Origin of the sequence: Plantibacter sp. LMC-P-059a (assembly GCF_030209505.1) — a bacterium.
In the GTDB taxonomy this organism is placed as follows: Bacteria; Actinomycetota; Actinomycetes; order Actinomycetales; family Microbacteriaceae; genus Plantibacter.
In genome coordinates this window covers 63452-84457 of the sequence record NZ_JARVRZ010000005.1, presented here as the reverse complement: position 1 = coordinate 84457, position 21006 = coordinate 63452, and the positions used below count along the sequence as shown (strand labels likewise).

The window sequence follows — 21006 nt, the reverse complement described above, 5'->3', positions numbered from 1 at the left end:
ACCCTACCCGGCCCGCCTGGTCGACGAGGTCGGCAACCGGTCCCGGTGATCGGTGGTCTCGGTGTATCCGTGCGGCGCCGGTAGCCCATCGTCGCCGAGACTCACGAAGACGATCCGTTCGATGGTGAGGATGCTGCGGCGACTCACCATGTTGCGCACTTCTGCCCGCATCGTGAGCGAGGTCCGGCCGAACGAGGTCGCGCGGAGCCCCATCTCGATGAGGTCCCCTTGGAGGGCGGAGGAGACGAAGTCGATCTCGGAGATGTACTTGGTCACCGCCCGCGGGTTCCCGAGTTGCAGGATCGCGTAGATCGCCGCCTCCTCGTCGATCCAGCGCAGGAGGCTGCCTCCGAACAGACTCCCGTGTGCATTAAGATCCTCCGGACGGACCCAGCGACGCGAATGGAACGTGATCCCCTGCGCCTGCTCCGACCGCGCTGCAGAGCCGCTCGACCCGACACTCACGGTTCGGCCTCAGATCACCGGCAGGATGATGTCCCGCACCAGCGCGTCGAGCTTGGCATCGGCCTCGAGGAACTGACGCAGCGTCCGGCGCGTCGCACCGAAGTCGTCGAACTCGTCGATCGACATGCCGTCCACCAGGTACGCCCTCCGGAATTCCGGGACGCGCTCCAAGAGCGTGTCGACGATGTGCTGAGCGACCGGCACGTCGATGCGGTGCGGGTCGACGGGGATCCGGTTCTCGTTGATGCGCAGCTGCCAATCGAACGGAGGCGAGACCACCAGATCACCGCCGACCAGTTCGGACCACTGCAGGTGGTTCCGGAAGGCAGCGGAGAGGATCCTCGACCGGTACCCGCGTTCGGTGAAGATCCGGTGAGCCTCCTTCAACGCGGCTACGCCCGCCCACTCGAGGTAGCCGGGATCGATGAGGATGCGGTCCTTCGCGACGGACGCCTTGAGCCAGTCGTCGAGGCGCCCGCCCATGATGGTGACGACGGAGCCGAACTCCCAGTCCGGCAGCCCTTCAGCAGCCCGCCGATCAAGACCGCGCTCGATCGCCTCGCCGACAGCGACGGCCTGCGCCACCGTGAACGAGACCGTCGCGTTGATGCTGACACCGCGATAGGTCGCTTCTTCGATCGCGCGGATACCGACAGCGGTCGCGGGGATCTTCACGATGATGTTCTCGGCCAACGCCGAGAACCTGACGGCCTGCTCGACCAGTGCGTCGGCGTCTCGGTGCAGGCGCGGGTCGGTCTGGATCGAGAGACGACCGTTGCGGCCGTTGCTCTCCCGGAACGCCGGTTCAAGGAGCACGGCCGCCTGGATCGACAGTTCCTCGACCACCTTCCAGCCGAGCTCGGACTCCCCTGCCGTCGGGAACTCGGCAGCGAGTGCAGCGATCCTCGGCGCCCAGACGTCGAGGTTCTGTGAGATCGCGGCGAGGGCGATGACCGGGTTGCAGGTCGCGCCGACCGCACCGAACGCGATCGACCTGGCGAGTTCCCGGGGGTCCGCGGAATCGTTCCACAGGCTCGTCGGCGTCGAGGCCGCCGCGACGGCGAGCGGCAGGGTTTCGGCTGTGGTGAGGGTGTCGGTCATCAAAGTGCCTCCGGGAGTCGAGTGGGCGATCGCCGGAGCTGCGGCGACGCAGTGCGACCAGCCTACCCACTCCTTGACAATATGTCCTAACAATATGATCCAGGATCCTGGCCGACCTGACATACTCGCCTTTTGGAAAGCCCTGATATTGTCAGGACAAGTTTTCACTACGCATCGAAGGAGCCGCATGGCACAGCCCGAGCAGACGCTCCCCGTCGAACTGTTCCTCGATCTGGATCGGTCCGGCCCCGTGCCGCTCTACTACCAGATCGCGACCCGGCTCGAGCAGGCCATCCATGATGAGACACTGCCTGCGGGATCGCGCCTCGAGAACGAGGTCGCGCTGGGCAATCGCCTCGGGCTCTCCCGCCCGACCATCCGTCGAGCCATTCAAGAACTCGTAGATAAGGGCCTCCTCGTCCGTCGGCGTGGCATCGGTACCCAGGTCGTCCACGGCAAGGTCACGCGCAACGTCGAACTCACGAGTCTGTTCGAGGACCTGGAGCGCACGGGCCAGAAGCCGGAGACCGACGTCCTCTCCGCCGAGGTCACGTCGGCGGACGAGAAGGTCGCTGACGCCCTCGGCGTGGCGACCGGGAGCCCGATCGTCCACATCAGGCGACTGCGCCGGGCGGACGGCGTCCCGCTGGCGATCCTCGAGAACTTCCTCCCCGAAGACCTCACCGACCTCGATCTCGGGGCACTCGAACACCACGGTCTCTACCAACTCCTCCGGGCACGCGGCGTCACGATGCGCGTCGCCAAGCAGCGGATCGGTGCGCGGGAGGCGTCAGGGGCGGAGAGCGAGATGCTCGACGTCCGGAAGGGGAGCGCCCTCCTGACCATGTCGCGAACCGCTTTCGACAACTCCGGGCGGGCGGTCGAGTTCGGCCAGCACGTCTACCGACCCGATCTGTACTCCTTCGAGGTCACCCTCGTCGACCGGTAGCGACCCGATCGCGCGACCTCAGCGCGCCGGAACGGCGAGCTCGCCGGTCAGGTACTGCGCGCGCCCGAAGCCGAAGGACCAATCCTGCGGCCCATTCTCGACGTAGCCGATGAAGATGTCCGCGCCGTCGACGCCGACCTCGGCGAGGCGGTCGGCCACAGCCGCGTAGAGCGCCTGCTTGGCCTCGTCGCTTCGACCGCGCTGCGTGAAGATCTGGATCATGACGACGCCGCCGGAGCGCTCGAAACCAAGCCCCGCATCCTCAGCGATGATCTGGCCGGCCGGATGCTCGGTCACGATCTGGAAGCGATCACGGGGCGGGATCCGGTAGACGGACACGATCGCCTCGTGGATGGCGTTTGAGATCTCTCGGACGTTCGCTGCATCACGGCCAGTGGTGAGATCGATCTTGACGAGCGGCATGGGCGCCTCCTATGCATGCAAAGTTTGTAAGGACATTCTTACTTTAGCGCGGGTTCGAGGCATTGTCACGTGAAAGTAAATATGTCCTGACTTTCTATTGCCCTCTTGTCAGTTCTTCACTACCTTGAGCCCTGCAATGATGCACGGGCCGCCCGAGGCCCACCCCTCGAAAGGACACAACGAAGTGAACACCTCAGCACGACGCTCGCTCCTCGGCACGATCGCCCTCGTCGGCGTCGCCGCACTCGCCCTGGCTGGTTGCACGGCGACCCCGAGCGCCGGCAGCAGCTCAGACGCCGGGCTCGCCTCCGGCTTCGGATCGCGCGCCGACAACCGCGACGCCTATTTCTTCACCTACTACAACCCCGCCAGTGACCCGTTCTGGGCGCAGATCCTGAAGGGCGGCGAGGACGCCGCCGAACTCGGTCACCTGAATCTGACCCACCAGACCGCGGAAGGCGACCCGGACAAGATGGTCGACCTGGTCGGCACGGCCATCGCGACGAAGCCCTCGCTCATCTTCATGCCGTTCAACGAGGGTGAGAAGTGGTCGAAAGTGGCCTGCGACGCCCACGACGCCGGTATCACCGTCATCGCATACAACGTGCCCGCTCCTGACAGCGCGAAGGACTGCGTGTCCGGCTTCGTCGGCCAGGACTTCACCGAGGTCGGCACGCTCGTCGGAGAGCGCCTCCTGAAGGAAGTCGACCTCAAGGAGGGCGACAAGGTCATGTTCCCGGCCGAGGAGCCCGAGCAGGACTACGCGATCAAGCGCGGTGGCGGCGTCCAGAAGGCCCTCGACGCGGTCGGAGCCAAGGGCGAGTACCTCCGTACCTCCGGTGCCGATGAGGAGGCGCTCAACTCCATGACGTCGTGGCTGACGGCGAACCCCGACGTCAAGGCGATCGTCCCGCTGGGCGGAACCCCGCACCGCAACGTCGTCGCCGCCATGGAGGCCGCCGGAATCTCCGTCCCGGTCGTCGGCTTCGACACCTCCCCCCAGGTGATCCAGGGCATCAAGGACGGCAAGATCCTCGCGACCGCCGATCAGCAGGGCTACGTGCAGGGCTACCAGTCGGTCATGCAGGGAATCCTGTCGATCGACTTCGGCCTCTCCGCCGCCAACATCAACTCCGGCGGACTCGGCCTGATCGACAAGTCCAACGTCTCCTTCCTCGAGGAGAAGGACCTGCAGGGCATCCGCTACTGACGCCCGCGCACAGCGCCGGGGGCCGATCCACGACCCTCGGCGCACCGCACGGCACCCCTCTCCGAACCGACCGCGATCCGTCGCGCACCGAAGGACCCCCATGTCTCAACCACCCACGCGCGAACCCGCGCCCATCCTGACCGCACCACTCTCCACGGAGAGCATCTCCCAGCCACGCAAGCTGTCCGACAACCAGCCGCACGGATTCGTCGACCGACTGCGGGACACGATCACCTACACCCGCGGACGCGGCGCACTCGAGATCGGCATCATCTTCGCGATCGTCCTGCTCGGCTTCATCATCGCCGGCGTGGTCGCACCGGACGCGTTCCCGTTCCTGTCGCCGAGCAACCTCTCCGGCGTCATCTCCCAGTCCATCCCCGTGCTCGCCATCCTCGGCATCGGCGCCGGGATCCTCATGATCGCCGGCGAGTTCGACCTGTCGCTCGGTGCGAACATCGGCTTCTCCGCGATCATCTTCATCCGCGTCTCCGAGGCCGTCGGCTGGGGCTGGGGTGCACTCGCAGCGATCGCCTGCGGCACCGGCATCGCGCTCATCAACGGCCTCATCGTCGTCGTCACCAAGATCCCGTCCTTCATCGCCACGCTCGGCATGGGGTTCTTCTGGACCGGTGCAAGCCTCTTCGTGAACGGCACGTCGCCCGCAATCCTGTCGAGCGCGAAGGACGACACGCTCGTCACGCTCTTCGCCGGTGACTTCGGGCTGTTCCGGTCACAGCTGGTCTGGTTGCTCGTCATCGGCGTGATCGGCTGGCTCTTCCTCCACCGGCACAAGCGCGGCAACCACGTCTACGCCGTCGGCGGTAACGCAGCCGCGGCGAAGGCGATCTCCATCAACCCGGCCGTCGTCCGGCTCATGGCGTTCGGCATCTTCGGCGGACTCGTCGGGTTCGCCTCGATCCTCATCGCGGTCCGCACCTCGTCGATGCAGCCGGGGAGCACCGACGACTACACGCTCATGGCCATCGCCGCCGCCGTCGTCGGCGGAACCTCGCTCCTCGGTGGTCGAGGCAGCATCGTCGGCATGATCATCGGCGCCGCCCTCATCCGCATCATCGAGAACGGACTCATCCTCGCGAAGGCGCCCGGCTTCTACATCCAACTCTTCGTCGGCCTCATCATCGTCATCGCCGCCATCTTCAACAAGCTCATGGAAGGAAAGGCCTCGTGACCATCGACGCCACCATCGAGACCGCGACGCCACTCCTCAGGATCGAGGGGGTCACCAAGCGATACGGAGCCAACACCGTCCTGAACGACGTCTCCTTCGACATCGGCCACAGTGAGGTCGTCGGCCTCCTCGGCGACAATGGTGCCGGCAAGTCGACGCTCGTGAAGATCATGTCGGGCGTCGTCCAGATGTCGTCGGGTTCGTACACCTGGGAAGGTCAGCATCACGACACCGTCAACCGGGCACTGACGGAACAGCTCGGCGTCGAGACGATCTTCCAGGACTCGGCGCTCGTGCCACAGATGTCCATCACCCGAAACCTGTTCATGGGTCGGGAGATCACCAACCGTCTCGGTCTCATGAAGATGAAGCAGATGGACGCGATCACCTCGGAGATCCTGGACACCGTCGTGACGATCGAGGGCATCAAGTCCTCGAAGCAGCTCGTCGCCTCGCTGTCAGGCGGCCAAGCCCAGGCGGTCGCCATCGCCCGCGCTGTCCACTTCAAGCGGAGCCTCCTCATCCTCGACGAACCCACCTCGGCCCTCGCGGTGCGGGCGACCGAGGCGCTGCTGAACTATCTCCGACAGTTGAAGTCGGAGGGCGTGAGTTCGGTGCTCGTCACCCACAACCTGCACCACGCCTACCAGGTCTGCGATCGCCACATCGTGATGAACCACGGGCGGAAGATCCTCGACGTCCGCCGCGAGGACACGACCGTCGAAGAACTCACTGCTGCGGTCGTCGAGGGCGCGGTCGGCGTTGAGCGGTTCCGCACCGGCGCGTTCTGAATCGGAGCCACCTCCTGCGAGCCCTGCCCCCACCGTTGCGTGGCGGCAGGGCTCGCTTCGTGAAGACGCTCATGTCGGCACTAGCGCTTGTTGGCAGAATGTCCTAACATAAGGACACATTCTCACCCGGTTCAGCGTCGACAACCGGCCCATCGGGGCTGGAGGCGGGAACACGCAAAGGAGCGAACAACGTGTCTCATGGTGGAACGATCACCAATGCCGTGAAGGTGGCCTTGCCACCCCTCGGCAACGGCCCCTACAACAAGCGCCTCGGCCTCGTCGCCGTCATCGCGACCTTCGGCGGGCTCCTCTTCGGCTACGACACCGGGGTGCTCAACGGCGCCCTGTCGTTCATGATGGAGTACTTCGGGCTCAACCCCTTCCAAGAGGGCCTCATCACCTTCACCCTGCTGATCGGTGCTGCTGTCGGCGCCTTCTTCGGCGGGCGACTGTCGGACCGACTCGGTCGGAAGCGCAACATCCTCATCATCGCCGTCCTGTTCTTCATCGGCGCCGGCGGCTGTGTCATCGCTCCGAGCTACGAGATCCTCCTCGTCTTCCGCTTCATCCTCGGTCTCGCCGTGGGTGGCGCCTCGGTCACCGTGCCGGTCTACCTCGCCGAGGTCGCCCCGTTCGAGAAGCGCGGAAGCCTCGTCTCCCGCAATGAACTGATGATCGTCGGCGGGCAGTTCCTCGCCTTCGCCATCAACGCCATCATCGGCAATGTCTGGGGGTCCAACGACCACGTCTGGCGCTACATGCTCGCCATCGCCGTGATCCCGGCGTTCGTCCTGTTCTTCGGCATGCTCCGGATGCCCGAGAGTCCGCGCTGGCTCCTCGCTCGCGGTCGCGACGACGAGGCCCTCGAAGTGCTCCGGCAGGTGCGCTCCGAGGAGCGGGCCGTCGCCGAGATGGAAGAGGTCCGGCAGCTCTCCGTGATCGAGAAGGACGAGCAGTCCGGCACCTTCATGGACATCGTGCGGACCCCGTGGATCCGACGCCTCCTCTTCATCGGCATCGGCATCGCCGCCTACCAGCAGCTCACCGGCATCAACTCGATGATGTACTACGGCACCCAGGTGCTCGAGGCGGCGGGCTTCACCCGGAACGCCGCGCTGAGCTTCAACGTGCTGAACGGTGTGATGTCCGTCACGGCGATGCTCGTGGCGCTCTCCATCATCAACCGCTTCAACCGTCGCTCGCTGATGCTGTTCGGCTTCATCGGGACCACGACGATGCACCTGCTCGTCGGTGCCATCGGCCTGGGGCTCCCCGAGGACAACCCCGTCCGCCCGTGGCTGCTCCTCGTCGCGATCCTGCTCTTCATCGGGATCATGCAGGGCACCATCGGTCCCCTCGCGTGGCTCATGATCGCCGAGATCTTCCCACTCAAGATGCGCGGCGTCATGATCGGCATCACCGTCCTGGTGCTCTGGTCCACGAACGCGATCATCTCGCTGGCGTTCCCCTCGCTCGTCGAGTCCCTCGGCTTCGGAACGTTCCTGCTCTTCGCAGCGGTCGGTCTCCTCGCCATCCTCTTCGTCGCGACGAGCGTCCCGGAGACGAAGGGCAAGAGCCTGGAGTCCCTCGAGGACCACTTCAAGGAGCAGTACAAGACGTTCTGATCGGCAGCCGCTGTACCGCCGAACGGCCCGCCCTCATCGAGAGGGCGGGCCGTTCGGTCGTGGGGGCTTCATCCGCGGGCTCCGTGTGCCGGAGGCGTCAGACGGACGAGACGTCGACCCACGCGCCGAGCCGGTCGCTCTGGCGCGCCGCTTCGAGGATCGCGAACGTCGCCAGCGAACCCTCGACAGCGACGGGGAACCCGCCCGACCCGGAGTCGACGGCGTCGCGGACACCCGCGTAGAAGTCCTGCCACCGGCCGTCGGCCCGCGGGTAGGGTCGACGCTCACCACCGACCGTCGTCAGCCTGCCCCACCGCTCGCGCGGCTCGACGCCCCACCCCCGGTCGCCAGGTCGCAGACCGGCGAGCACCTGCTCGGTCTGGATGTCGAGTCCGTCGAGGGTGATGGTCCCGGAGCTTCCGGTGACCCGAAGGCGCGGCCGGCCGTCCGGTTGGAGGACGTCGGACGCGACGATCGACCGGACACCGTTCCGGTGCTCGATGACCAGATCGAACGCGTACTCGTAGGCGTCAGCGGGTCGACGGTCGATCGTCGCGAACACCCGGTCCGCCGGTCCGAGGGCTTCGCGCACCTGGTCCACGACATGACTCCCGAGGTCGAGGAGCTGGCCGCCCCCTGACCCGTCGGCAGTCGCCTCGGGCTCCCAGCGGTCGAGCACGTTCTCGACCGTCCGGAGGTCACCGACCGCTCCGGAACGGACGATCGCCCGCAGCGTCCTGGACTCCGAGTCCCACCGCCGGTTCTGGAACACGCTGAGCGGCACGCCCCGCTCGGCGGCGTAGGAGACGAGCTCGCGGGCCTCGGCGAGACTGACGGCCATCGGTTTGTCGACGATCACGGGTATGGCCGCGTCGATCACCTGTTTCGCGAGATCGATGCGTCCTGACGGCGGCGTCGAAATCGTGACGACGTCGACGCCGGATGCCAGCAATTCGGCCAGGGTGTCGAAGGCTGGGACACCAGGATGATCCGATGCCAACGCCGCGCGCCTCGCCGGCGAACGGGTCACCACACCGGCGAGGACGCCCTCGCCGAGTGCGGTGACGAACGGGGCGTGGAAGGTGCGCCCGCCGAAACCGTATCCGACGAGGCCGAGTCTCACGCGTCGGCTCCCGCTCCCTCACCCGAAGCGGCCGCGCGGCCGGCGTCGATAAGGGCGCGGAGGCGCTCGAGCTGGAACCGCGAGACCTCGTCGGCGCGCTCGTCCTCCGCGAAGACGTTGGACACGACGATGGCGTCCTCGCGATCGAGGAAGCCCGTGCGGCCCAGCGTCGCGAAGAGTCCCGACCAGTCGACGTCGCCGTCACCGATCGCGAGGTGCTGGTGCACCCGTGCCGCGTTGCCCGGCGGGTTGCTGATGTACCGGAGGCCGTGCGACCGGTGGTGGTCGAAGGTGTCGGCCGCGTAGACCGCGCCGAGACGTGCGCCGATCTCGGGCAGCAGGGTGGCTGCGCGGTCGCCGTAGTGGAAGGTGTGCGAGGCGACGTAGACGAAACCGACGGATGACGAGTTCAAGCCGCGGATGATCCGCCAGGCCTCGAGCCCATCCTCGACGAAGTCGTCGGGGTGCGGGTCGAAGTTGATCCGGACACCCTCCCGCTCGGCGAGCGGCAACAGGGTCTCCATCGAACGGTAGAACGCCGCCTCCGAGTCCTCGCTGCGCTCCGGCCGGCCGCTGAACTCGGTGTTGAGGGTGTCGACACCGAGCTCGACCGCCAGCCGGATGATGCGCGAGAAGTTCCGGACGGCAGCCTCCCGCTGCGGCTCCTCGGGTGAGGAGATGCGCTGCACCGGAAGGAGTGCCGGGATCGTGATCCCGGCGTCGGCGACGCGCTTGCGCAGGGTGGCGACGAGGGCGTCGTCGGCCTTGGGGTAGCGGAAGAACGGCCCGAAGTCGGCGTGCGGCGTCAGCTGCAGGTGGTCGTACCCGAGCCGTGCGGCGATGTCGGGGAAGTCGAGCAGCCCGTGGTCGTGGTGGTACGGGGTCGGGTCGAGAGCGATGCGGACCATCGGGGAACTCCTTCGTCAGTGCGTCCGGCCGGCGTCGCGAGGGACCCCGACCGGACGCGGATCAAGCGTAGAACGCGGGGCGCTCGGGAACAGCGACGGGCACCGGGCCGTCGGTGGTGAGAGCTGCGACTCCCGCCTCGCAGGCGAGCGCTACCTTGTAGCCGTCCCACGCGTTCGGGCCGTCGACGAGGGTGCCGGCACGGACGGCGTCCACCCAGCGCTGCACCTGCTCGTCGTAGGCCGCGGCGAACCGGGTCACGAAGCTCGTGTGGTCGGCGACGCTGAAGCGGCCGTCCTTCCACTGCTGCAGTCCCGCTGGCTGGCCGATGCGCGCGATGCTCTCGGCGAAGACGGCTTCGGTCGCGACCTGGTAGCCGAACTGGACGCTCACGTTCATCTCGACGTCGACGAGGACGCCGTTCGCGAGCTCGATGATGACGAGGATCGGCTCGCGCAGGTGGTCGGGGCTCAGCCGGTTGCGACGCGGGTACTTCACCTCGACGCTCGCGACGGTGGAGCCGGCCACCCATGGGAGCACGTCGAACTCGTGCACGACGGAGTCGGTGATGAGCATCGTCTGCGTGTAGGTGTCGGGGACGACCGCGTTGCGGTGGACACCGCGGAGCATGAGGAGCTCGCCGGCCTCGCCGGACTCGATGAGGGCGCGGAGCTGCTGGTACTCGGCGTCGAACCGGCGCATGAAGCCGACCTGGATGTGCGGGCGGTCGAGCTGCTGCTCGGCCTCGAGCACCCGCCACGACGACGTGGAGTCGGGCGTCAGCGGCTTCTCGCAGAGGATCGGCAGTCCGGCGGCGAGTGCCGGCAGGAGCACCGGCTCGTGGAACTGGCCGGGGGTCGCGATGAGGACCGCGTCCACGGCGCCGGCCGCGATCGCGTCCTCGATCCGGGTGAACGCCTGGGCACCGGGCGCGTTGGCGGCCGCAGCTGCGGCACGGCCGGCATCGGGTTCGATGATCGCCGCGACGACCGCACCGCTCACGCGTTCGGTGATCCGTTTGACGTGGTCGGCTCCCATCAGGCCGGCACCGACGATGCCGACCCGGAGGTCGCCCGTCCGTGCGTCGGTCCCCGTAGGGCGGTCGGTGGTCTGGGTGGTCGTGCTCATGGCGTCGGTGCCTTCCGTGGGTTCTGGCTGGTCGGGATTCGTCAGCTGACGCGGGCCGCGGCGGTCTCGCCGAAGATGTGCTCGCGTGTGCGCTTGGCGATGGGGAACGGGCGGTCGATCGAGCAGCCGTACATGTCCTGCTCGACGATGCCGAAGATCTGCGGGTCGAGTGCCGCGACGCGCTCGATGATGGGGCCGAGCTCCGGGACGCCGAACGGCGGCTCGACCATGATGTCCTGGGTGACGGCCTCGGCGAACGGCACGTCGTTCTTCAGGACGTCGAACAGCAGGCTCGTGTCGACCTGCTTCAGGTGCAGGTAGCCGATCCGCGAGGGGTGGTCGTCGATGAGCTTGAGGTTGTCGCCGCCGTAGTAGGAGAAGTGGCCCGTGTCGAGGCAGAGGTTCGTGTACCGCTCGTCGGTCTCCGCGAGGAAGCGCTCGACCTCTCTCGTCGTCCCGACGTGGCTGTCGGCGTGGGAGTGGAACTGCTGCTTGATTCCGAACTCCTCGAGGAGGGCCTTGCCGAGGCGGTCGTGACCCGCGGCGAGCTTCGCCCACTGCCCGTCGTCGAGGGTGCGCGCCTCGAGGACCTCACTCGTCGCGTCACTGCGCCACAGGTCCGGGATCACGACGAGGTGCTCGGCCCCGAGCTTCGAGACGAGCCCGGCGATGTCGAGCGCCTGGTCCCAGGCGCGCTTCCACTGGTCGTCGCCCTTGTGGAAGCCGGTGAAGACGGTTCCCGCCGAGAGCTTGAGCCCACGGGTGCCGAGTTCGTCGGCGAGCTGGTTCGGATCGGTGGGGAGGTACCCGTACGGGCCGAGCTCGATCCACTCGTAGCCGGAAGCGACGACCTCGTCGAGGAAGCGCTCCCACGGGACCTGCTTGGGGTCGTCGGGGAACCAGACACCCCAAGAGTCGGGAGCGGTGCCGATACGGATCGACGGGGTGGTGGTGGATGCTGACATCGGGTTCCTTCGGTACTCGTTCGTGGGGTTCTGGTCGGTCACTCAGCCGAGCAGCGGCTTCTGGGTGGCCTTGATCTCGGCGTATTCCTCGTACGCACGCTGCGTGCTCGGCAGCTCGGAGACCGCGGGGACGGGGACGTCCCACCAGCCTTCGCCGTCAGGCGCATACAGCAGCGGGTCGCTGTTGATGTGGATGAGCGTCGTCCGGTCGGAGGCCTTCGCCGTTGCCATGGCCGCCCTGAGGTCGTCGATCGACGAGGCGCCGGGCTCGACCTCGATCACGTCGACGCCGTAGCTGCGCGCATTGGCGGCGAGGTCGATGGGCAGGATCTGCTCGCCCTGGAAGTTGCGGGCCTCAGGGTCGAGGCTGCGGTACCAGGTGCCGAACCGCTCGGATCCGACCGTCTCCGAGAGGTGTCCGATCGAGGCGTACCCGTGGTTCTGGATGAGGACGACGATGAGCTTGATGCCCTCGGCGACCGCGGTCACGAGCTCCGTGTGCAGCATGAGGTACGACCCGTCGCCCACCATCACGACCACGTCGCGGTCGGATCCGCTCGCCTCGGCACCGCGCTTCACGCCGAGCCCGCCGGCGATCTCGTATCCCATGCAGGAGAAGGCGTACTCGACGTGGTAGCCGAGGGCGTCCCGCACGCGCCACAGCTTGTGGAGGTCGCCGGGGAGCGAGCCGGCCGCCTGCACGATCACGTCCTCAGGGTCGGTGCTCGACTGCACGGCACCGATGATCTCGGCCTGGCCGGGGAGCGCGAGTCCGGACGGCACGAAGGCCTCGTCGACGACCGCATCCCATGCCGCCTTCTCGCGGCGGACGGTCTCGGCGTGGTCGGCGTCGACGCGGAACCCGGCGAGCTCGGCCTGCAACGCTTCGAGCGTCTCCCGCGCATCCGCGACGACGGCGATCTGCGTGCCGTGCTTGTACGCGTCGAAGCTCGCGACGTTGACGTTGACGAAGGTCACACCCTCGGCCTGGAACGCCGTGCGGCTCGCCGTGGTGAAGTCGCTGTAGCGCGTCCCCACACCGATCACGACGTCGGCTTCCGCCGCGAGACGGTTGGCCGCCGTGGTCCCGGTGGCGCCGATCGCGCCGACGTTCTGGGGGTGGTCCCACACGAGCGAACCGCCACCGGCCTGGGACGTGCCGACGGGGATGCCGGTCGTCTCGACGAGCAGCCGCAGCGCCTCCTCCGCGTTCGAGTAGATCACTCCCCCGCCGGCGACGATGATGGGACGCTTCGCCCCGCGGATCGCCGTGACGGCGCGAGCCAGTGCCGCACGTTCCGGCAGTGGACGGCGGAGGTGCCACTCGCGGTCCTGGAGGAACTCGATCGGCACCTCGACGGTCTCCGCCTGCACGTCCTCCGGCAGGGCGATCGTGACCGCGCCGGTCTCGGCCGGGTCGGTGAGGACGCGCATGGCGGCAAGGGCGATCGAGAACAGCTGCTCGGGCCGCTGCACCCGGTCGAAGAAACGGGACAGCGGACGGAACGCGTCGTTGACGGTGATGCCGATGTCGTGCGGCAGTTCGAGTTGCTGGAGGACCGGGTCGGCGACGCGTGTCGCGAAGGTGTCACTGGGCAGCAGGAGCGCGGGGAGCCGGTTGGTGGTGGCGAGGGCGGCACCGGTGAGCATGTTCGCGGCACCCGGGCCGACCGAGGCCGCACTCGCGAAGGTGCCGAGGCGTCGGTGCATGCGGGCGTAGCCGACGGATTGGTGCACCATCGCCTGCTCGTTGCGCGCCTGGAAGTAGGGCATGAGGTCGGGCTCGAGCGCGTTCGCCTGTTTGAGCGCCTGCCCGAGACCTGCGACGTTGCCGTGCCCGAAGATGCCGAACATGCCGGGGATGGTCCGCTCCCGGTGGTCACCGTCCACGGTCCACTGGTGACCGAGGAACTCGACGAGCGCCTGGCTCACCGTCATCCGCTTCGTCCTGGGGTTCGTCGCCATCACTGCTGTCCTTCGTCGTCGGTGCTGTCGTTCGAGTGGTGCGGTGCCGCATCGGCCGTGTACGGCAGGCGCGGGTCGACCTCCTGGCCGGCCCAGGTCTGGCGGATCCACGCGTGGGCGGGGTCGTCGCTGATGCGCCAGACCCGTTCGTCGTCGGGACCCGCCATCACGTTCAGGTAGTAGAGGTCGTATCCCGGAGCCGCGACCGCCGGCCCGTGGTAGCCGAACGGCACGAGCGCGATGTCACCCGTGCGGACGATCGCGGTGATGTCGATCTCCCCGGCGGGCGAGGAGTAGGTGGCGAACATACCGAACGGGTCGGCGGACGCCGGTGCCGTCAGCCCCTTCGACACGGCGGACTCGAAGTAATAGATCTCCTCGAGTCGCGACTCCTCGCCGGGCACCGACTCGTCGTGCTTGTGCGCGGGGTACGACGACCAGTTCTCCGCGGGGGTGACGACCTCGCAGACGATGAGCTTCGCCGCATCGAGCGCGTCCGGCGTGCCGAAGTTGTGCACCTGTCGGCTGGACCGCCCAGCACCGCGCAACTCGACGGGCACCTCGTCGGCGCGCACGTGGCGGGTCGGGAGCGCGGTGCTCGCGGGTGCCTCGGCGACGGCGACCCGGCCGGAACCGCGCAGCGTCCCGGCCGCCCCGACGCCGAGGTACAGGACATCGGTGGGGCCGTCGAAGACGGACGCTCGACCGCCGAGTACCGCGGTGTCGGCGTTCCCCTCGCCGTCCGACCACTGCACGGAGAACGAGCCGGCGAGCGGGACGACGATGCGCTCCACCGCACCGGCCGGGAGCCCGAGCTCGTCGTCACCGGAGAGTTCGGCGACACGGAGGCCGGTGTGCTGCCAACCCTCGGTCGCCCCGTCGACGACGCTCTCCCAGCCGTCGCGGGAGAGGTCGCCCTGCTCGTACATCCACTGCATGGTGTTCACTCCGTCGTGTGTGGTTCGATCTTGCCGCTCGGCCCTGCCCTTCGACAGGCTCAGGGACCGCTGGTGAAAGGGCTGCCGAGGGGCCCGGTGCCTCAGTTCTGGGGGAAGCCGAGGTTGATGCCGCCGTGGGAGGGGTCGAGCCAGCGGGCGGTGATGGCCTTCTGCTGGGTGAAGAACCGGACGCCTTCGGCGCCGTGGGCCTTGGTGTCGCCGAAGAGGGAGTCCTTCCAGCCGCCGAAGGAGAACGTGGCGACCGGGACGGGGATGGGCACGTTGATGCCGATCATGCCGACCTGGATCTCGTTCTGGAACCGTCGGGCGGCGCCGCCGTCGTTGGTGAAGATCGCGGTCCCGTTGCCGAACGCGCCGCCGTTGATGAGGGCGACGCCTTCTTCGTAGGACTGCACGCGGACGATGGCGAGGACGGGTCCGAAGATCTCCTCCGTGTAGACCTTCGACGTCGTGGGGACGTTGTCGATGAGGGTGGGGCCGAGCCAGAACCCGTTCGGGTCGCCGTCGATGGGGGTGTTGCGGCCGTCGACGACGATCGTCGCGCCGTCGGCTTCGGCGATGTCGAGGTAGGAAGCGACCTTGTCGCGGTGCACCTTCGTCACCAGCGGTCCCATGTCGCAGTTCCGACGACCGTCACCGATCCGCAGCGTCGCCGCCCGCTCGGCGATCTTCGCGATGAGTTCGTCCGCGACCGGCTCGACGGCCACGACGACGGAGATCGCCATGCACCGCTCGCCTGCTGAGCCGAAGCCGGCGTTGATGGCGGAGTCGGCGACGAGGTCGAGGTCGGCGTCCGGGAGGACGAGCATGTGGTTCTTCGCCCCGCCGAGCGCCTGGACCCGCTTGCCGTGCGCGGTGCCGGTCTCGTAGACGTACTTCGCGATCGGGGTGGAGCCGACGAAGGAGATCGCGCGGACCTCGGGGTGGGTGAGGAGCCCGTCGACGGCCTCCTTGTCGCCGTTCAGCACCGTGAACACGCCGTCCGGGAGCCCGGCCTCTTTCCAGAGCTTCGCGAGCCAGATCGCCGCGGACGGGTCCTTCTCGCTCGGCTTCAGCACGACCGTGTTGCCGGCCGCGATCGCGATGGGGAAGAACCACATCGGCACCATCGCGGGGAAGTTGAACGGCGAGATGATGCCCACGACCCCGAGCGGCTGCTTCGTGGAGTACACGTCCACGCCGGTGGAGACCTGCTCCGAGAACTCGCCCTTCAAGTGGTGCGCGAGGCCGGTCGCGAACTCCACGACCTCCTGCCCGCGCGTGATCTCACCCAGCGCGTCCGAGACGACCTTGCCGTGCTCGGCCGTGATGATCTCCGCCAGGTCGCCCTTCTTCGCCTCGAGCAGCTCGCGGAATTTGAAGACGATCTGCTGACGCTTCGCCAGCGACAAGTCACGCCAAGCCGGGAACGCCTTCGCAGCCGATGCGACAGCTGCTGCGATCTCGTCCTGATCGGCGAGCGCGACGTGCTTCGTCGCGACACCGAGCGCCGGGTCGTAGACCGGGGCGGTGCGACCGGAGGTGGAGGGGGCTTCAGCGCCATCGATCCAGTGCGGGACGACGGGGAGGGAGTCAGTGCTCATGATGCGGGTGGTTCCAATCTATGAAGGATCAGCGATCGCGGCGGATCGGGAGACTCAGGAGGGGAGGTCGGCGTGGACGAGCCCCGCCGCGGTGTCGACCGCAGCGGAGACGTCGCCGTCGGCGGGGTAGATCAAGGTGCGTCCGACGACCAGACCGCGGACACCGGGCAGTTCGAGGGCACGCTCCCAGGACGAGTAGACGTCGTCCTGGTGACCGTTCGGCTCGCCACCGAGGAGGAGTGTCGGCATGGTGGTCGCCGCCATGACGCGCTCCATCTCCTCGACCACCGGGAGTTTCATCCAGGTGTACGCGGAACTCGAACCAAGGCCGGCGGCGATGGCGATCGAGGTGATGACGGCCTCCGGCGAGAGATCGTTCACGATCCGACCCTCGCGCCACTCGCTCATGAACGGTTCGAGCATGATCGGCACCCGGGCCGCGGCGGCCTGGTTGACGGCGCGTGCGTTCGCCTCGATGGTTGCGACCGATCCGGCGTCGCCGAGGTTCACCCGGAGGAGGGTTTTGGCGAAGTCGAGACCGTCTCGGACGATGCCGGGAATGTCGTAGCCGGTGAAACGGTCGTCCATCTCGAACGCGGCGCCGCGCAGCCCGCCCCGGTTCATCGATCCGACCACGACCTTGTCGTCGAGCAGACCGAGGAGGGCGAGGTCATCGATGATGTCGGGGGTACCGAGCACGCCGTCGACGCCAGGACGCGAGAGCGCGAGCGCGAGGCGGTCGAGGAGCTCGTACCGGTCGGCCATCGCCATCGCCTCGTCGCGCACCCCGAGGGCTCCGCGAGCCGGGTGGTCGGCGGCAACGATGAAGAGTCGGCCGTCACCGCGGATGAGCTCGCGGCGGCGGCGGTCGGTGTGGGCTCGGGTGATCGCTGCCGGGTCCGATGCACGGACCTCGCGCAGGCGCTCGAACTCGGTTTCACGGAGGAAGCGCGATGTCCTGGTGTTGTTCACGATGGTCATCGGGCACCTCCGAGTTCTGCAGCACCGACGGTGCTGATGCTGTCGAGGATCTCGAGGACCTCGGCGGAGTTCGGCATGGCGGTCGAACACTCACGCCGCGAGGCGACAATCGCTCCGGCGATGTTCGCGAACCGCAGGATCTTCTCGAGACCCCAGCCTTCGATGAGGCCGTGACAGAGGGCGCCACCGAAGCTGTCCCCCGCGCCCAGTCCGTTCACCACGTCCACGAAGTACGGCGGAACCTCGACGGTCTCGTCGCGCGTCTTCGCGAGGACGCCCTTCGGGCCTTGTTTGACGATGGCGAGTTCAACGCCGCGTTCCAGCAAGGCGTCGGCAGCGCGGTGCGGATCGGTCTCGCCGACGGCCACTTCGCACTCCTCACGGTTGCCCACCGCGACCGTGACGTGCTCGAGTGCGCGCCCGACCTGGGCGGTGGCCTGCGCGGCCGAGTTCCAGAACATCGGGCGGTAGTCGAGGTCGAGGATCGTCAGGGGCCGACGGGCTCGGGCTTCCCACGCGGTGAAGTGCGCCGAGCGGCTTGGCTCCTCACTGAGTCCCGTCACCGTCGCCCAGAACACCTTCGCGCGGTAGATCGCGTCGAGGTCGAGCGACTTCGAGGTGATCGTCAGGTCGGGCGCTTTCGGCTTGCGGTAGAAGTACAGCGGGAAGTCGTCCGGCGGGAAGATCTCGCAGAAGGTGACCGGCGTCTGCAGCTCGGCCTCCCATCCGACGAACTCGTCGGCGACGCCGAGGCGTCCGAGTTCGCGGTGGACGTATCGACCGAAGGGGTCATTGCCTGTCCGGCTGATGAGCGCCGTCGGGTGCCCGTGCTGGGCGGCCGCGACGGCGACGTTGGCGGCGCTTCCTCCGAGGTACTTGCCGAAGGTGTCGACGTCCTCGAGCCCGATGCCGTCCTGCAACGGGTAGATGTCGACGCCGACGCGTCCCATGGTGACGACGTCGTAGGTGGTGGCTGATGGAGCGGTCATACGTCTCTGTACAACTTTCTGTGAGCTGTTCGATGAGGCCACGACCAGCATACACAGAATGTCTTAACAAATGAACATACCGACGCTCGAAAGCTCAAGAGAGACCGGAAGGTGGCAGGGAGCAGCGCACAATGGTCGCCCAGAGGCAGAGTCCGTGTCCGGAGAAATACTTCGCGCCGCGGACCCGGTCCTGGCGACCGAGTCCGTCGATGTAGGCGTGCACAGCTTCGAGCCGGTCGCGGTTCATCTGCGTGTCGTAGTCGACGGAACAGTCGGCACAGGACCAGATCGACAGGAGGTTCCCCGGAACGGTGATGCCGAGCTGTTCCCCCGGAGGCCGCAGCGATCGAGGCGCGTTCGACGAGCCTTCGCGACAGATGCGACCCTCAGACGGTCTGAACGCGCACCCGAGGTTCCGACGGATGGACTATGTTCCGCTTCGTGCTGCATCACCTGCAGGTACTGCGGTGTTCTCCGCGAACTGTGTGCGGTGCAACTCCTCGTATCGGCCGCTCAGAGCCAGGAGCTCCTCGTGGGTACCCCGCTCCACGATCGAACCGTCCTCGACCACGAGGATCAGGTCTGCGCTGCGGATGGTCGAGAGGCGGTGGGCGATCACCATCGCCGTTCGGCCCTCGAGTGCCTCGCTGAGCGCCGCCTGCACAGCGGCCTCCGATGTCGAGTCCAGCGCCGCCGTCGCCTCGTCGAGGATGACGACACGTGGCTGGGCGAGGAGGAGCCTCGCGATGGTCATCCGCTGGCGTTCGCCACCCGACAGCCGGTAGCCGCGCTCGCCGACCATGGTCTCGAGCTGGTCCGGCAGCGACCGGATGAGCGGCTCGAGTCGCGCACGGCGAACGGCGTCCCACACCTCGTCGTCGGACGCCTCCGGCCTGGCAAGGCGCAGGTTGGAGAGGATGGTCTCGTGGAACAGGTGGCCGTCTTGGGTCACCATGCCCAGGGTGTGCCGCATCGAGGCGAAGCTGACGTCGCGAACGTCGGTCCCCCCGAGGCGCACGGCGCCGCTGTCGACGTCGTACAAGCGTGAGAGGAGTTGGGCGATCGTCGACTTACCGGCGCCGGACGTCCCGACGAGGGCGACGGTCTGACCCGGCTCGATCCTGAAGGAGATGCCGTGCAGCACCTCGTCGCCGCCGCGGGTGTCAAGCGTCGAAACCTCTTCGAGCGAGGCGAGCGACACCCTGTCGGCGGACGGGTAGGCGAAACTCACATCGTCGAACTCGACGGACACGGGGCCCTCGGGGACGGTGACGGCGTCGGCCTTCTCCTGGATGAGCGGCTTGAGATCCAGCACCTCGAAGACGCGCTCGAAGCTGACCACAGCGCTCATGATCTCGACCCGGGCGTTCGCGAGGCCGGTCAGGGGCACGTAGAGCCGGGTGAGCAGGAGCGCCAGGGTGACCACCTCCCCGGTGTCGAGCTGGCCGGCGAGTGCGAGGGTGCCGCCGAGCCCGTACACGAGCGCGAGGGCGAGAGCGGAGACGAGCATCAGCGCGGTGACGAAGACGAACTGCAGCATCGCCGTGCGTACCCCGATGTCTCTCACCCGGGCGGCGCGCACGCGGAACTCCTCGGCCTCCTCGTCAGGCCGGCCGAACAGTTTCACGAGGGTGGCACCGGGTGCCGAGAACCGCTCGGTCATCTGCGTGCTCATGGCCGAATTGTGGTCGGCGGCCTCGCGGCGCAGCGCAGCGAGGCGACGGCCCATGCGCCGCGCAGGGATCAGGAAGATCGGGAGCATGATCACGGCGAGGACCGTCACGAGCCAGGACGTGCTGAGCATGACGATCAAGGTGAGGATCAGGGCCACGGTGTTCGTGACCACGCCGGACAGCGTTCCGCTGAAGGCCTGCTGAGCGCCGATCACGTCATTGTTGAGGCGGCTCACCAGGGCGCCGGTCCGCGTTCGGGTGAAGAATGCGATCGGCATCTTCTGCACGTGGTTGAAGACGGCGGTGCGCAGATCCAAGATCACGCCCTCGCCGATCCGTGCCGAGAACCATCGCGTCACGAGCGACACGGCGGCATCCGCGAGAGCGACGAGGGCGATGACGACGGCGAGCCACACGATGGTCGTGACCGCTCCGCGGGCGACGATGACGTCGACCACCTTGCCGGCGAGCACTGGCGTCGCGACCGCGAGGAAGGCTCCCCCGATGGACAGCGTGATGAAGATCACCAGCTTCGCCCGGTAGGGCACTGCGAACGTCAGGATCCGCCGCACGGACTCACGGGAGAAACCGTGCTTGCCTTCCCTGGCGGACGAGATCTTGTAGAGCGAGCTCCAGGCCGCGCTTTCCATGCTCATTGCGGTTCCTTCCGTGGGCGCCAGCCCCAACGTAGATGCCTGGCACCCAAACCCGAAATCCTCCTCACCTGTGTCGCCGTGGCGGTGACGCTCGGCCTCGCAGGACTGGGAGCACCATGTTCTCCACCCGTTCCGGTCTCGACGACGCAGCGCCCGCGATCGGCTTCTCGCTCGGAGCCCAGCTCGCCATCCGACTCGCCTCCGGACATCCTGAGCTCGTCAGCCAAGTGATCGTCGTCAGCGCTCAGGCGAAGGCCATGCCGTCCACGAACGTCACCTTGCGAGCGCTCGGAGTCGCTGCTCCCCTGGCTCGCAGAACTTC

General features: G+C 67.5%; 18 protein-coding genes. 5 read left to right on the top strand and 13 right to left on the bottom strand.

What is annotated here, in order from left to right; genetic code table 11:
- Positions 1–3 precede the first annotated feature (3 nt).
- Both QRN27_RS12770 and QRN27_RS12765 read right to left on the bottom strand, forming a co-directional pair.
- Positions 4–465, bottom strand: a complete 462-nt coding sequence (locus QRN27_RS12770; protein ID WP_285042547.1) for an acyl-CoA thioesterase — start codon at positions 463–465, stop codon at positions 4–6.
- A 9-nt stretch (positions 466–474) separates the two neighbouring features.
- Positions 475–1566: a transaldolase family protein gene (locus QRN27_RS12765; protein WP_285042546.1), complete on the bottom strand. Its 1092-nt coding sequence runs from the start codon at positions 1564–1566 to the stop codon at positions 475–477.
- Between the two features lie 187 nt (positions 1567–1753).
- On the opposite strand from QRN27_RS12765, the gene QRN27_RS12760 reads away from it, so the two are divergent.
- Positions 1754–2515 (top strand): GntR family transcriptional regulator, encoded by a 762-nt coding sequence (locus QRN27_RS12760; RefSeq protein WP_285042545.1) that lies wholly within the window; start codon positions 1754–1756, stop codon positions 2513–2515.
- A gap of 18 nt (positions 2516–2533) precedes the next feature.
- On the opposite strand, the gene QRN27_RS12755 is transcribed toward QRN27_RS12760, so the two are convergent.
- Positions 2534–2938 (bottom strand): tautomerase family protein, encoded by a 405-nt coding sequence (locus tag QRN27_RS12755; protein WP_285042544.1) that lies wholly within the window; start codon positions 2936–2938, stop codon positions 2534–2536.
- Positions 2939–3122: 184 nt separating this feature from the next.
- On the opposite strand from QRN27_RS12755, the gene QRN27_RS12750 reads away from it, so the two are divergent.
- From QRN27_RS12750 to QRN27_RS12735, 4 genes are all read left to right on the top strand, one after another.
- On the top strand, positions 3123–4148 hold the full coding sequence (locus QRN27_RS12750; protein WP_285042543.1) for a substrate-binding domain-containing protein: 1026 nt from the start codon (positions 3123–3125) through the stop codon (positions 4146–4148).
- Between the two features lie 100 nt (positions 4149–4248).
- Positions 4249–5340: an ABC transporter permease gene (locus QRN27_RS12745; protein WP_056006360.1), complete on the top strand. Its 1092-nt coding sequence runs from the start codon at positions 4249–4251 to the stop codon at positions 5338–5340.
- Positions 5337–6131 (top strand): ATP-binding cassette domain-containing protein, encoded by a 795-nt coding sequence (locus tag QRN27_RS12740; protein ID WP_285042542.1) that lies wholly within the window; start codon positions 5337–5339, stop codon positions 6129–6131. The genes QRN27_RS12745 and QRN27_RS12740 overlap by 4 nt, the downstream gene beginning before the upstream one ends.
- Positions 6132–6322: 191 nt before the next feature.
- Entirely contained in the window at positions 6323–7756 is a 1434-nt protein-coding gene (locus tag QRN27_RS12735) for a sugar porter family MFS transporter (protein WP_285034805.1), read from the top strand.
- Positions 7757–7853: 97 nt separating this feature from the next.
- Here the strand turns inward: QRN27_RS12735 and QRN27_RS12730 are convergent, their stop codons facing one another.
- The 10 genes from QRN27_RS12730 to QRN27_RS12685 form a co-directional block, all read right to left on the bottom strand.
- On the bottom strand, positions 7854–8879 hold the full coding sequence (locus tag QRN27_RS12730) for a Gfo/Idh/MocA family protein (protein ID WP_285042541.1): 1026 nt from the start codon (positions 8877–8879) through the stop codon (positions 7854–7856).
- The gene (locus QRN27_RS12725; RefSeq protein WP_285042540.1) at positions 8876–9787 is read right to left on the bottom strand and encodes a sugar phosphate isomerase/epimerase family protein; all 912 of its coding nucleotides are present in this window, start codon (positions 9785–9787) and stop codon (positions 8876–8878) included. Before QRN27_RS12725 ends, QRN27_RS12730 begins: the two co-directional genes overlap by 4 nt.
- Before the next feature lie 61 nt (positions 9788–9848).
- Positions 9849–10913 (bottom strand): Gfo/Idh/MocA family protein, encoded by a 1065-nt coding sequence (locus QRN27_RS12720; protein WP_285042539.1) that lies wholly within the window; start codon positions 10911–10913, stop codon positions 9849–9851.
- A gap of 41 nt (positions 10914–10954) precedes the next feature.
- Positions 10955–11878: a sugar phosphate isomerase/epimerase family protein gene (locus QRN27_RS12715; protein WP_285042538.1), complete on the bottom strand. Its 924-nt coding sequence runs from the start codon at positions 11876–11878 to the stop codon at positions 10955–10957.
- Between the two features lie 42 nt (positions 11879–11920).
- Entirely contained in the window at positions 11921–13843 is a 1923-nt protein-coding gene (gene iolD / locus QRN27_RS12710; protein WP_285042537.1) for a 3D-(3,5/4)-trihydroxycyclohexane-1,2-dione acylhydrolase (decyclizing), read from the bottom strand.
- Positions 13843–14781, bottom strand: a complete 939-nt coding sequence (iolB, locus tag QRN27_RS12705; protein WP_285042643.1) for a 5-deoxy-glucuronate isomerase — start codon at positions 14779–14781, stop codon at positions 13843–13845. The genes iolD and iolB overlap by 1 nt, the downstream gene beginning before the upstream one ends.
- A gap of 101 nt (positions 14782–14882) precedes the next feature.
- Positions 14883–16385, bottom strand: a complete 1503-nt coding sequence (locus QRN27_RS12700) for a CoA-acylating methylmalonate-semialdehyde dehydrogenase (RefSeq protein ID WP_285042536.1) — start codon at positions 16383–16385, stop codon at positions 14883–14885.
- A 54-nt stretch (positions 16386–16439) separates the two neighbouring features.
- On the bottom strand, positions 16440–17366 hold the full coding sequence (locus QRN27_RS12695; RefSeq protein ID WP_285042535.1) for a class I fructose-bisphosphate aldolase: 927 nt from the start codon (positions 17364–17366) through the stop codon (positions 16440–16442).
- Positions 17363–18355 carry a 5-dehydro-2-deoxygluconokinase gene (gene iolC / locus QRN27_RS12690; RefSeq protein ID WP_285042534.1) on the bottom strand — a complete coding sequence of 331 codons (993 nt, stop codon included), beginning with the start codon at positions 18353–18355 and terminating at the stop codon, positions 17363–17365. The genes QRN27_RS12695 and iolC overlap by 4 nt, the downstream gene beginning before the upstream one ends.
- A 427-nt stretch (positions 18356–18782) precedes the next feature.
- Entirely contained in the window at positions 18783–20684 is a 1902-nt protein-coding gene (locus tag QRN27_RS12685; protein WP_285042533.1) for an ABC transporter ATP-binding protein, read from the bottom strand.
- Between the last annotated feature and the right edge of the window lie 322 nt (positions 20685–21006).